The sequence below is a fragment of the Rossellomorea vietnamensis genome (assembly GCF_001305855.1).
GTDB classification, from domain to species: domain Bacteria; phylum Bacillota; class Bacilli; order Bacillales; family Bacillaceae_B; genus Rossellomorea; species Rossellomorea vietnamensis_A.
On the sequence record NZ_LIXZ01000003.1, the window covers coordinates 208,516 to 220,671 of the forward strand.

The 12,156-nt window shown below is 47.7% G+C and carries 13 protein-coding genes; all 13 read right to left on the reverse strand.

The window, feature by feature from the left end:
• Nucleotides 1-10: 10 nt before the first annotated feature.
• The 13 genes from AM506_RS05690 to AM506_RS05750 all read right to left on the reverse strand — a co-directional run bounded on the left by AM506_RS05690 (nt 11) and on the right by AM506_RS05750 (nt 12,038).
• Complete coding sequence (locus AM506_RS05690; RefSeq protein ID WP_060671518.1) at nt 11-1,216, reverse strand: thiolase family protein; 1,206 nt, start codon at nt 1,214-1,216, stop codon at nt 11-13.
• Nucleotides 1,213-2,088, reverse strand: a complete 876-nt coding sequence (locus tag AM506_RS05695) for a 3-hydroxyacyl-CoA dehydrogenase (RefSeq protein ID WP_060671519.1) — start codon at nt 2,086-2,088, stop codon at nt 1,213-1,215. The genes AM506_RS05690 and AM506_RS05695 overlap by 4 nt, the downstream gene beginning before the upstream one ends.
• A 70-nt stretch (nt 2,089-2,158) precedes the next feature.
• Nucleotides 2,159-3,676 (reverse strand): aldehyde dehydrogenase family protein, encoded by a 1,518-nt coding sequence (locus AM506_RS05700; RefSeq protein WP_060671520.1) that lies wholly within the window; start codon nt 3,674-3,676, stop codon nt 2,159-2,161.
• A gap of 24 nt (nt 3,677-3,700) precedes the next feature.
• Nucleotides 3,701-4,474, reverse strand: coding sequence for an enoyl-CoA hydratase-related protein (locus tag AM506_RS05705; RefSeq protein ID WP_060671521.1), 774 nt, complete (start codon nt 4,472-4,474; stop codon nt 3,701-3,703).
• A 12-nt stretch (nt 4,475-4,486) separates the two neighbouring features.
• Nucleotides 4,487-5,266 carry an enoyl-CoA hydratase/isomerase family protein gene (locus tag AM506_RS05710; protein WP_060671522.1) on the reverse strand — a complete coding sequence of 260 codons (780 nt, stop codon included), beginning with the start codon at nt 5,264-5,266 and terminating at the stop codon, nt 4,487-4,489.
• Nucleotides 5,259-5,567, reverse strand: coding sequence for an EthD family reductase (locus AM506_RS05715; RefSeq protein WP_060671523.1), 309 nt, complete (start codon nt 5,565-5,567; stop codon nt 5,259-5,261). Before AM506_RS05715 ends, AM506_RS05710 begins: the two co-directional genes overlap by 8 nt.
• Nucleotides 5,568-5,609: 42 nt before the next feature.
• Nucleotides 5,610-6,089: a 1,2-phenylacetyl-CoA epoxidase subunit PaaD gene (gene paaD / locus AM506_RS05720; RefSeq protein WP_060671524.1), complete on the reverse strand. Its 480-nt coding sequence runs from the start codon at nt 6,087-6,089 to the stop codon at nt 5,610-5,612.
• Between the two features lie 13 nt (nt 6,090-6,102).
• On the reverse strand, nt 6,103-6,921 hold the full coding sequence (paaC, locus tag AM506_RS05725) for a 1,2-phenylacetyl-CoA epoxidase subunit PaaC (protein WP_060671525.1): 819 nt from the start codon (nt 6,919-6,921) through the stop codon (nt 6,103-6,105).
• The gene (gene paaB / locus AM506_RS05730) at nt 6,918-7,274 is read right to left on the reverse strand and encodes a 1,2-phenylacetyl-CoA epoxidase subunit PaaB (protein WP_060671526.1); all 357 of its coding nucleotides are present in this window, start codon (nt 7,272-7,274) and stop codon (nt 6,918-6,920) included. The genes paaC and paaB overlap by 4 nt, the downstream gene beginning before the upstream one ends.
• A gap of 16 nt (nt 7,275-7,290) precedes the next feature.
• The gene (paaA, locus tag AM506_RS05735) at nt 7,291-8,259 is read right to left on the reverse strand and encodes a 1,2-phenylacetyl-CoA epoxidase subunit PaaA (RefSeq protein WP_060671527.1); all 969 of its coding nucleotides are present in this window, start codon (nt 8,257-8,259) and stop codon (nt 7,291-7,293) included.
• A 73-nt stretch (nt 8,260-8,332) separates the two neighbouring features.
• Nucleotides 8,333-9,658 (reverse strand): phenylacetate--CoA ligase family protein, encoded by a 1,326-nt coding sequence (locus AM506_RS05740; RefSeq protein ID WP_060671528.1) that lies wholly within the window; start codon nt 9,656-9,658, stop codon nt 8,333-8,335.
• A gap of 313 nt (nt 9,659-9,971) precedes the next feature.
• Nucleotides 9,972-11,570: an MDR family MFS transporter gene (locus AM506_RS05745; protein WP_060671529.1), complete on the reverse strand. Its 1,599-nt coding sequence runs from the start codon at nt 11,568-11,570 to the stop codon at nt 9,972-9,974.
• Between the two features lie 12 nt (nt 11,571-11,582).
• Complete coding sequence (locus AM506_RS05750; protein ID WP_060671530.1) at nt 11,583-12,038, reverse strand: MarR family winged helix-turn-helix transcriptional regulator; 456 nt, start codon at nt 12,036-12,038, stop codon at nt 11,583-11,585.
• Between the last annotated feature and the right edge of the window lie 118 nt (nt 12,039-12,156).

Here is a 12,156-nt window from a genome sequence, read left to right on the forward strand (position 1 = left end):
AACAGGGCACTTACGATTCTATATTTTCAACGAGGGTCGCGATTCCCTGTCCTACTCCTATGCACATGGTGGACAGGCCATAGCGTACCTTCCTTTTCTTCATTTCATATAAAAGGGTGGTGAGGATACGGGCTCCACTTGCTCCAAGTGGATGACCGAAGGCGATGGCTCCCCCGTTGACGTTGACGATTTCTTCGTTCAGTCCAAGTTCACGGATGCAGGCGAGGGACTGGGCCGCGAAGGCTTCATTCAGCTCCACTAGTCCAATCTGATCCAGGGCGAGACCTGAACGTTTCAGGACCTTCTGTGTGGCATAGATCGGCCCCAGTCCCATGACTGAAGGCTCCAGGCCCGCCGTGGCTGACGTCACGTAGCGGGCAAGTGGCATAACGCCTAATTCTTCCGCCTTTTCTCTGCTCATGAGAAGAAGGGCAGAAGCACCATCATTCACACCGGAAGCATTCCCGGCTGTAACGGTCCCTCCCTGGAACAGGGGCTTAAGTTTCTGCAGCTTCTCACTATTGGTGTCGGGTCTTGGGTGTTCATCCATCATAAAGGTAGAGACATTTCCTTTGCGATCACGAAGCTCCACCGGTACAATTTCTTCTTTAAAACGTTCTTCATCCATGGCACGCTTCGCCTTCACCTGACTCCAATAGGCAAAGTGATCCTGTTCTTCACGTGAAATCCCGAATTGTTTCGCCACGTTTTCAGCCGTTTCCGGCATTGAGTCGGTCCCGATTTTCTCTTTCAGACGGGAGTTGACGAAGCGCCAGCCAATCGTCGTATCGAACATTTCCATATTTCCTCTCGGGAATTCTTTTGAAGGCTTTGCCATGACATATGGGGCACGTGTCATGCTTTCTGTGCCACCTGCAATGAAGACCTCCCCTTCTCCTGCTAAAATGGCCCTTGCCGCATAGTTGACAGCATCCAGTCCAGAACCGCACAGACGGTTGATGGTCGTTGCACCGACTTCGACAGGAAGACCGGCAAGGAGAGTCGACATCCGTGCGACATTCCTGTTATCCTCTCCGGCACCGTTGGCGTTTCCTAGTATCACTTCTTCAATCGTATCGACGGGCACGAGAGGATTCCGTTCCACAAGGGCTTTTATTACGTGAGCTCCCAGGTCATCAGGACGCACTTCTTTTAATGCTCCTTTATATCTTCCTATCGGGGTGCGGACGGCATCGACAATGACAACTTCCCTCATGACTGATGCTCCTTTTCTTTTGTTTCTGAATAATCATAAACCCCTTTGCCTGATTTTCTGCCAAGGCGGCCTGCCTTTACGTACTTCTCCAACAATGGCGCAGGACGATACTTCTCGCCAAGCTTTTCATGAAGGTACTTTAGATTATTCAAGCGTGTATCCAAGCCGACTAAATCCCCCAGCTCAAAGGGACCCATAGGGTAGTTGAGACCGAGCTTGATCGCTTTATCAATTTCCTCAGGGGACCCAAGTCCTTCCTGGAGCATGTAGAAGGCTTCATTCCCGACCAGTGCCGAGATCCTGCTTGTGACAAAACCGGGGAACTCATTGATGACCACCGTTTCTTTCCCCATCAGGCGGGCAACCTGCCCGATGACCTCCGCTGTTTCATCACTTGTTTCCAATCCCCTCACGATTTCGACGAGTGGCATTTTATGTACAGGATTGAAAAAGTGCATGGCAATCACTTTATCCGGCCGTTTTGTAAAGGAGCCGATTTCAGTAGGACTCATGGTGGACGTATTGGTCGCCAGATAGCAATATTCCGGTGCATGGGCATCCAGTACCTCGAATACGCCACGCTTGATGTCTGCTTTTTCCGGAACGGCTTCGATGACCACATCGGCATCCCTGACAGCAATGGACAGATTCGTTGAATAGCTCATCAGTTCTTTTGCTTCTATATACTCCTGCTGAGTGAGCTTGTTTCTTTCGATCCCCCTCTGGAATATGAGCTGGATCTCTTCTCTCGCATGATCCAACTGCTCTTGTTTAATATCAACCAGTGTAGTCCTGAATCCACCTGTTGCACTTACATAGGCAATCCCTCTACCCATCACACCGGAACCCACTACCACGATATGCTGTGACATACTTTATTTCCCCTTTCTTGCAATAAGGGGTTGACCCTGATAGGACAACCCCCTGCTTGATGTTGGTTTTTTATACGCCAAATGGATTTAACGGACGGTTTCCGAAGTAAGAAATGATACTCTTCGTTTCAGTATACAGATCCAGTGTTTCAACGCAGAGCTCACGGCCGAATCCGGACTGCTTGTAGCCTCCGAACGGAGTCCCCGGGAATGCAGAGAACGGACAGTTCACCATGACGATTCCTGCCTGGATCGCTTTCGATACTCTTGTCGCACGCCCATGATTCTGGGTCCAAACCGCTGAACCTAGCCCATATTCGCTGTCATTCGCCAGTTTGATCGCTTCTTTTTCATCCTTGAACTTCATCACAACCACGACAGGTCCGAAGATCTCTTCTTTTACAACCTTCATCTCGTGGTTTACATCCGTGATGATGGTCGGCTCATACCAGTAGCCATTTTCGAAGCCTTCCACCTTGGCTGTACTTCCTCCAGCTAAAATCGTTGCTCCTTCTTCTTTGGCAGACTGAACATAACCATCGATCGTATCCAGCTGATCCTGGTTGATGATTGCCCCGATATGCGTTCCTTTATCATGAGGATCTGCAAGTTTCAGCTTCTTCGTCTTCTCAACGAATTTCTCCATGAACTCATCATAGATGTCTTCATGGACATATAATCTGGAACGCGCTTCACAGGACTGCCCTGTATTATAGAAGATTCCGAACAGGGATCCGTCGACGGCTGCATCCACATCGGCATCATCAAATACGATATTAGGGGATTTCCCGCCTAATTCAAGAGTGACCCTTTTCAATGTTTGGGATGCTTTTCCCATGATATTTTTACCGATCGGAGTGGAACCGGTGAAGGCCACTTTATCTACTTTTTCATGCTCCACTAAGTAGTTCCCGACAGAAGAACCCGCTCCCGGGATGATGTTGACGACCCCTTCCGGAACTCCTGCTTCAATGCAGATTTCCCCAAGGACGATGGCCGTGAGTGGTGTGAGCGTCGCCGGTTTCACGACGACCGAACAGCCTGCGGCGATGGCCGGGGCAATTTTCCATGCAGCCATCATTAATGGATAATTCCACGGGATGATCTGGGCACAGACACCGACCGGTTCTTTCTCGGCGACGTTTGTGAATTGACCTGGTACGTTATTGACCGTTCCGCGGTGACCCACGATCGCACCTGCATAAAATTCAAAGTCTTCGATTGCCTGCATCACTTGACCTTGTGCCGCGGATAACGATTTCCCGCTGTCCATGATTTCAAGGGATACAAGTTCATTGAAACGGGATCTCATAATGCCTGCAATTTTATTGAGGACACGGGAACGTTTATTGATCGGGAACTTCTTCCACTTACCGAAATCAAATGCATTCCTTGCTGCCTCCACCGCTTTTTCCGCATCTTCTGTTGATGCCAATGAAACGGTAGCGATCGCTTCACCAGTTGCCGGGTTGTACGTCGTAAAGGTTTCTCCCGATGTGCTTTCCATACGCTGACCGTTAATCACCAATGAATAATGTTCTCTTTTCATTTCAAGGACTTCAAAGCTCTGCTCTTTTACTGTAGACATCGTTCCATCTCCTTTTAGGTTGGTTTATTTTCCGTGAAAGGCTGGTCTTCTTTTTTCCATGAAGGCTGTCACACCTTCGCGATGATCTTCTGTCTGTCCTGCGATCCGCTGGGCACAGGCTTCTTTTTCTAAGTATTCGTTGAAGGAGAGATCTCCGCTTCCCTTTAATAAGCGCTTCATCAAGCCGATTGCCTTTGTCGGCATGGAGGCGATTCTTTCTGCGAACGCAGCCGTCTCTTCCTGCCACTCATCAACCGGGACGATTTTCGTGACGAGGCCGAGTCTTTCTGCCTCATCCGCTTTTATCTTTTCTCCAAACACGGCAAGTTCCAGTGCTTTCGCATATCCAACAATCTTCGATAAGTAATACAGATTCCCTGAATCAGGGACCAATCCAACGTGGACAAATGCTTGAACAAAGCTCGCTTTCTCTGACACGAGCCTGAAATCACATGCAAGTGCCAAACTGAACCCCGCCCCTGCAGCCACACCATTGACAGCGGCGATGACAGGTTTTTCACACTGCTCGATTTCCTTCACCATCGGTCCATAGTTATGCCGCAGCACTTCTCCGTGATCCATGCTTTCATCGACTTCACTCAGATCCTGACCGGAACAAAACGCCCTGCCTTTCCCCGTGATGACGATGGCCCTCACGTCTACATTTCGCGAAGAGTCCTTCACAGCCTTCTGGATTTCCATATTTAGTTGGCGGATAAAGGCATTCAGTTTATCCGGTCGGTTCAGGGTGATCCAGGCTACGTTATTTTTCACTTCAAAGTTAATCGTTTCAAACATACTGCAGCCTCCTTATTTTCCTTTGAAATCAGGTTTGCGTTTTTCCACAAAAGCTTTCATGCCTTCTTTCTGATCTTCAGAGGCAAAAAGCAGATAGAAGTTCTTACGCTCATACTGCATTCCTTCATAAATCGAGGAATCGACGGCTTTATGTACAGACTCCTTGATCAAGCGAAGGGAAAGGGGAGGCTTGGCAGCCAGTTTCCTCGCAAATTTCTCTGTTTCTTCTATTAATAATTCTCTCGGGATCGTCCGGATGATGACTCCCCATTCGAGTGCTTGGGAGGCTGTAAACATGTCCCCCGACAATAGCCATTCCATGGCGCGGGATTTCCCGATCAGCTTCGTGAGCCTTTGCGTCCCGCCTGCTCCCGGCATGACCCCGAGATTCACTTCGGGAAAACCGAAGCTTGCTTCCTCCGCTGCGAATAAAAGGTCACAGCAAAGGGCAAGCTCAAATCCCCCTCCTAACGCAAACCCCTGGACCGCTCCGATGATCGGCTTCTTGATCCAGGCCAGGCGGTCCCATTCGGTAAATTGATTCAAGAGCTCCAGATCAATCGCACCGTCCTCTGCCATTTCATCGATATCGGCTCCTGCAGCGAACGCTCTCCCCCTGCCGGATAACACCATCACTTTCACATTGTCGTTCCGGTCAAATGCTTCGAAAGCATGGACCAATTCCGATACCATGTGACGATTGATGGCGTTCAGGACTTTCGGTCTGTTCAATTCGATGAAACCAAGTCCGTCCCTCTCGCTCACTACGATATATTCGTACTCTTTATTCATTCACTTCTTCGCCGATCATAAGAGTGACGAGATCTGCTGCAAAGCCCATAAGGTCCTTCCCTGAAGCTTTTCCTTCATCTGATTTCATGGCTGCCTTCAGTGCTTCATGACTGTCATAGTACATTTCGCACATTAAATAATATTTGCCTTCTCCGCCCATCGGAGATCCGACGATCCTTGTAACGTCCATCTTCTTCAAGCCAGGGATCTTCGCTGTGATCGGACCGTGGGTATTGAAGTAGTGCTCATCGAATTTCTCTTTGTTTTCAGGGTGCTTATATAACGCGATCAGTTTTACCATAATGGAATCTCTCCTTTGATTTTCAATAGTTTACTAGATTTTTTACATCATTGTGGATATAGGTTTCATGGATTCGAACGGGTTTCGGCACTGTTTACAGTAGAGGATGCTTCTACAGGCGGTCGGCCCGAACAGGTTCTCCATGGAGGTATAGGGGGAATCACAGTACGGGCAGTGAATCTCCCAATCTTCTTCCCCTGTGAAATGTTCCGGAGGAGGCGCAATGCCGAATTCCTTCAGCCTCTCCCGGCCATTCCCGGTCAACCGCTCCGAGGTCCAAGGCGGGGAGTAAACAAATTTCACCTGTACAGATTGAATTCCAAGCTGTTCCCTGCATGCTTTCTCCACATTGCCTTTAATGATATCCAGTGCAGGACAGCCTACAAAAGTGGGAAGAAGCTCGATTACAAGAGTTCCTTCCTGATGATCGACGCGATTGACCATTCCGAGATCCACAATGCTGATGGAATCGATTTCAGGATCTTTCACAGTTTGAAGAACATCTAAAACGGTTGCAGTCATTTTCCTTCATCCTTTACCAGCTTGCTGCCGGATTTGTTTGATAGACTTCGCTTAAGGTCGCAAGTGCCGTATCCAGTTCAGGGGTGTGTTCACCTAAGCGCCCATTCCCCTTTTTCATGTTTACAATCGGCGGGAAGGATAGTTGACATGTTTGGAAGACGGGTTCAAGCGCGAGCTCCCAACGTTTTGTTAAACTTTCTTCCCCTTCGATCAAAGCCATAAGGGACATTTCTTTCCCCCTTGGCCCCAAGGTCAGGACTCCCCCGAATTCTTCCAGTACTCTTTCCATTGCCTTATTCATACGCTCCCTTGCTTCCCCGCCTGCGTTCATTAACTGTATGAACCAGGTTTTCCAGTGAAGCAGGTGATAGTACAATTCTGTGTTGATCTTGACGGCCATCTCGGCAAGTGGTTCATAGGAAGAATTCTTTAGCGCATCGATCCGCACTTTTTTTGCCACACTATAAAAATAATGGCGCACCACAGCAAAAGCCCAATCATAGCGTGGTTCTTCCATATAGTTACCGGGACCATTCACTTCTTCAAGGAGAATGGCATTTCTTCTTTCTGCCGCTTTCCGGCCGTGGGCGAGATGATCCTGATCGCCTTCCCCCAACTCTTCAAGAAGCTGATAATACATGGTCGCATGCCCCATCGTATCCTGATTGATGGAAGAAAACGCGACATCTTCTTCAATATGGGGAGCGAGCCCCAGCCATTCAGATCCCCGGTAAGCAAGGATGAAATCGTCATCGGCCAGCTGATATAAGAGGCTCAAGAGGGCATCCTTGTAATCTGCATTCGGAATGTCCTGTGGACGTTTCACGTTCATTTCTTCTTCACCAACTCTCCCCATGACATGATTTCTTTCTCATCCAGCATTTCCTGTTCGTACTGTCTCCACTTCTTTTTCAAATAGCCGTAGCCCTTGGCATTGCGGTAATCTTTATTATCAAGACGGGAGACACTCTCTCTTTCTTCAGGCGTCATCATCCGTACATCCGACCGTTTCACGACCCATATATCCGCAACAGGTTCCCTTCTCATGAAATTCTCTTGAGCCATCACCATGGCAAGCTCATGGTTGGGAGCCAGCAGACTGAACTGATGCTGCATCTGCGCCCCGTCCGACCGTTTACTGAACACTTCAAATTCCTGATAAAAGTTCTGACCCTTGTCTGACATATCTTCTCATTCCCTTCTAACTTACTCGGTCACCAGGGCTTAACGCTTCCCGGACCCATGCATTGTTATCGTAGGATAATTCCCTTAAACGGAGGCGGTCCTTCGATTTCGGCCCGTTGTTGCGAATGATTTCCTTAAAGCGGCTCCAGTCGGGCTGCTTATAGATCCATAAATCCTGCTCTTCATCAAAGTACATCGTTTCATCCGGAAGCGTCAGTCCCAATGACAGCATTCTTGGAACATATTTCGTGAAAAAGTCCTGACGAAGCTGTTCATTGGTTTTGGTGCGGATGTTGTACTTGATGGTAATATCCTGCTTGGAAGAGCCCGTGGTCTTCGCGTCCCCCGGCCCGAAGAACATCAGAAGCGATTCCCACCAACGGTCCACCGCATCCTGTACCAATGCCTTCTGATCCGGTGTACCTTCTGCGAGAGCCATGATGATTGCCTCACCATGCTGGGCATGGAATACCTCCTCGGCACAAATTCTCTTCAGCGCCCTGGCGTACGGTCCGTAGGAAGCATGAAGCATATTCGTTTGCGTGATGATCGCCGCCCCGTCCACGAGCCAGCCGATCAATCCTGCATCTCCCCAGGTCGGTGCCTCCATATGAAAGACGTTATGAAACTTCAAATCTCCGGAAAACAAATCTCTCATGATATGCTCTCTCGTTTTCCCATAAGGTTTCATCAAATCTTCCGCTACACGAAGCAATAGCTGTCCGTGTCCCATCTCATCCTGAACCTTTGCCATGATCCCCAGTTTTCTTCTGAGGGTAGGTGCTTTCGGGACCCACTCCTTCTCAGGGAGTGCCCCCATGATTTCACTGATGCCGTGCATGGATATCAGCTTGATCAGCGCATTCCGGTATTCATCCGGCATCCAATCATCGGCTTCTATTTTTTCGTCATTCTCGATCTTTTTCATAAAACGAGCCATACGCTCATCTTCCGTCAATGGTTGATTTGTCAAAACGTCACTCATTACAGCCCCTCCTTTATCACACCAATTCAACGTTATGGTGAAATTGTGTGATAGGTACTTTTCTCAAAAAAATTTATTGAAGCATGGCTTCCCCTCTAAGATCGACTATCCGGATGGCTTTTCCTTCTGAGCGGGGTATTTCCCTAGGTGCTCTCACTTTGATATCCATGGAAACATAGCAACGATCTTTCATCAGGCTCTTCACTTTTCTTTCCAGTTCATTCAGGCGGTCATGATGTAAGTCGTTTGACACCCCATTAAAACATTCTTCCGTAACCTCCACCTGCAGCTCCACCAAATCCAATGCCCCTTTTTTCTTTAAGTGGACTTGATAATGTGGTGCAAGCTCATTTATCTGAAGCAGAAAATGCTCCATTTCGGATGGGAACACGTTCACCCCCCTGATGATGAGCATGTCATCGACTCTTCCTTTCACCCTGGACATCTTCACCGTTGTTCGTCCACATGAGCATGTTCCGTACTGAATCGAAGCAATATCGCCGGTCCTGTACCGGATGATCGGAAAGGCTTCCTTCGTTAAGCTCGTAAACACAAGCTCCCCGACTTCCCCTTCCGGAAGGGTCTCAAACGTATCAGGGTTAATGACTTCAACGAGGAAATGATCCTCTGCAATATGGAGGCCGTCCCGTGCTTCATGACATTCCATGGCAACCCCGGGTCCGATGACTTCACTTAAACCGTAGATGTCGCATGCTTTAATATCCATCTTCCGCTCCAGTGTCTTTCTCATTGAATCCGACCATGGCTCGGCTCCGAAGATTCCGTACTTCACAGAAAGGGAAGCCGGATCCTTTCCCTGCGCCTCCATTGATTCGGCTAAATTGAGAACGTAAGAAGGCGTACCGCATATGATGGACGGCTTGAAGTCTTCCAATAATGTGATCTGCCTGGACATGTTCCCTCCTGACACCGGAACCGTGATCATCCCGAGCTTCTCACTTCCATAATGAAGGCCAAGTCCACCGGTAAATAAACCATATCCATATGCGTTATGCAGGACATCCCCCGGTTTCCCGCCTGCCATGGCGATCGCCCGCGCAACGATTCCGCCCCACATCTCAATATCATTCTGGGTATAGCCTACGACTGTGGGCTTTCCACTCGTACCGCTTGAAGCATGAACCCTTACCATTTCCTCACGCTCTACGGCAAACAGTCCGAATGGATAATGATCACGAAGGTCTTTCTTAATTGTAAGCGGTAACATTTTTAAGTCTGACAAAGAATTTATATCTTCCGGCTTGATGCCCCTTCTCTCAAACTGCTCCCGGTAAAAGGGAACTTTCTCATAAACGACTGAAGCAACATGTTGCAGTCTCTCTAGTTGAAGGCGCTCCATTTGCGATCGACCGGCAGTTTCAATCTCATGCAAAATCAATGTATCGGCCTCCCTGTCATGATATAAAAATATATTTATATAACGTTATTAATTCGTTTATAAAAATATGTGTTATATGTAACTACTCAAAAGATAACGTGTTTGCTGGGAGTTGTCAATATATTTTCAGAAAATTTAATAATTACTCGAGGGCGGGGTTGGTGTGGTAAATATTTGGGGGCGATCGCCGATATATTTGGAATATCGCCGATAAAATAAAAATTTGGTTTTTATCCACCTCGAAACTTCAGGATGCTCAGGTGAAAATAAAAAAAGCCTGCCTCGAATTCCTCCAAAGCAGGCTCTTCACGTATTATTCAGTAGCCGGTTTAAGGATTGTCTCTTCCTTTTCAGCTTCTTCCTGTAATTCTTTATCTCGCTTAATCTTCCCGTTTCCAACCGACAGGGCCACTCCCACGCCGATGGCAATGAAAATCAGGCCGGTCAGGAAGACGGTTGTAAACGCATCTGACCATGCGGTTTCGATCGAAGCGATCACGATGCTGCCGATTTCTTTCGGAACTTCCAGTAATCCCGGGGTTACCAGAAGTCCGAATAGTGCATCTGTCTTTTCACTTAACCCGCTTAGGATCTGACCGGCAGCAGGATTATCCTGCTGTGCCGCTACATCTTTCATATTATCTTGAAGAGATTGATTCATCACAGCGTTTAATACGGTGATCCCGATCGTCCCACCGATGGAACGGAAGAACGTTGCGGAAGATGTGACAGCCCCCAGTCTCGATTTAGGGAATTCATTCTGAACTGCGATCATCAGAGTCGGCATGACCAGACCCATTCCGAATCCCATGACGATCATATACATATACGCCGTATACTCCTTTGAAGCGGGACCCATCGTACTCATCAGGAAGAATCCTACCACGGTGATCAGCATACCAGCCGTCAACACTGTACGGTATCGTAACCTTAATAATAACCTTCCTCCGATGATACTTGCCGTGATCAGGGCGATCATCATCGGTGTCATGGTTGATCCTGCTTGTGTCGGTGTCACCCCAAGGATACCCTGCATGAACATCGGAACGAACATGATCGCTCCGAACATTCCTAATCCGAGGAGAAATCCAAGGGCATTTGTGGTGGCGAATACCCGGTTTTTAAACAGGGTCAAATCAAGGATCGGTTCCTTCGCTTTGTTTTCAATAAATCCAAACACAAGAAGTAAAACGATTGACCCGCCAAAGAGCATGAAGCTCGTTCCCGAGAGCCATTCGAACTTATCCCCACCGAAATTCAGTCCCAGCAAAAGGAGGACCAGTGCCGGGATCAGGGTGATGATTCCAAGATAATCTATGCTTACCTTATCCGTCGGACGCCCGACATTCTCATATTTCAATCCGATGAATAATAGAAGAGCTGATAATAAGCCGAATGGTACGTTAATTAAGAAAATCCAGTGCCAGCTGATCGTATCGACGATGAACCCGCCAATGAACGGTCCGATAACAGAGCTCAATCCGAATAAAGCCCCGAACACACCCTGCCACTTTGCACGCTGCTCAGCGGTGAAGATATCGCCGATGATGGTTTGGGATAAAGGCATGATCATACCTCCGCCGATCCCCTGAAGGCCGCGGTAAAGAACGAGCTGCTCCATGGAAGAGGCCGTGGCACACAGACCTGAACCGATAATAAAGATGATGACACCGATTAAATATAATAATCGTCTGCCATATAAATCCGATAGTTTCCCGACGATCGGTGTAACGGTTGTAGAAGTAATCAAATAAGCCGTGGTTACCCACGCAAAAATGGAAAAACCGTTCAATTCTGCGATGATTGTCGGCATCGCGGTCCCAACTACCGTTTGTTCAAGGGCACTAAAGAACATCCCGATGATCAGACCGGTCAGAACTAAACGTTTATTTATTCCTGGTTGTACTGACATATGTTTCTCTCCTTATTCTTCTGTATTGTTCTCAACGGCTGCAGCGAGCTTTTCGTAAATCGTTACAAGCTGATCAATATCGGTCTCATCCAGATAGGCAAGGTAACGTGAGAAGATTTCTCTCCTCTTCATTTTCGCCTTTCCGAAAACCTCCCGACCGAATGAAGTAAGTTCCAGCTTTACAATCCGGCGATCCCTCTCATCTCTCTGCCTCGCGACCAAATCGTTCTTAAGCAGTCGATCGATCATAACTGTAATCGCGCTGGGCTTAACATCCAGCTTCTCAGCCAGTTCCGTCGATTTCATATCTTCCGAAGTCGACAAGAGATACAGGATGAAAAACTGAGGACCCGTTAAATTCATATCTTTCAATGCGACCGCCATTTCCTGCTGAATATGGCGATTTGTTACGTGAAAGGCTGTAAACAAACGATCTATATAAGAGTGTTGGATTTGTTCTATATCCAATTTCCTCCTCCATTTCTATTCATTCATTTAATATTTAACCTGTTTAAATATTAATCACCTAATGTAAAAATGTCAACAGATTTTTCTCCCCTTTTTTCGGCAGCAAAAATGTCAGAAA

What these genes read in the sequence shown, in the direction of transcription:
- AM506_RS05745 (WP_060671529.1), bottom strand. Translation starts at nt 11,570, where the DNA reads ATGTCAGTACAACCAGGAATAAATAAACGTTTAGTTCTGACCGGTCTG.
- AM506_RS05715 (WP_060671523.1), bottom strand. Translation starts at nt 5,567, where the DNA reads ATGGTAAAACTGATCGCGTTATATAAGCACCCTGAAAACAAAGAGAAA.
- AM506_RS05710 (WP_060671522.1), bottom strand. Translation starts at nt 5,266, where the DNA reads ATGAATAAAGAGTACGAATATATCGTAGTGAGCGAGAGGGACGGACTT.
- AM506_RS05705 (WP_060671521.1), bottom strand. Translation starts at nt 4,474, where the DNA reads ATGTTTGAAACGATTAACTTTGAAGTGAAAAATAACGTAGCCTGGATC.
- paaD (WP_060671524.1), bottom strand. Translation starts at nt 6,089, where the DNA reads ATGACTGCAACCGTTTTAGATGTTCTTCAAACTGTGAAAGATCCTGAA.
- paaA (WP_060671527.1), bottom strand. Translation starts at nt 8,259, where the DNA reads ATGAGTGACGTTTTGACAAATCAACCATTGACGGAAGATGAGCGTATG.
- paaC (WP_060671525.1), bottom strand. Translation starts at nt 6,921, where the DNA reads ATGAACGTGAAACGTCCACAGGACATTCCGAATGCAGATTACAAGGAT.
- AM506_RS05695 (WP_060671519.1), bottom strand. Translation starts at nt 2,088, where the DNA reads ATGTCACAGCATATCGTGGTAGTGGGTTCCGGTGTGATGGGTAGAGGG.
- paaB (WP_060671526.1), bottom strand. Translation starts at nt 7,274, where the DNA reads ATGTCAGACAAGGGTCAGAACTTTTATCAGGAATTTGAAGTGTTCAGT.
- AM506_RS05700 (WP_060671520.1), bottom strand. Translation starts at nt 3,676, where the DNA reads ATGTCTACAGTAAAAGAGCAGAGCTTTGAAGTCCTTGAAATGAAAAGA.
- AM506_RS05690 (WP_060671518.1), bottom strand. Translation starts at nt 1,216, where the DNA reads ATGAGGGAAGTTGTCATTGTCGATGCCGTCCGCACCCCGATAGGAAGA.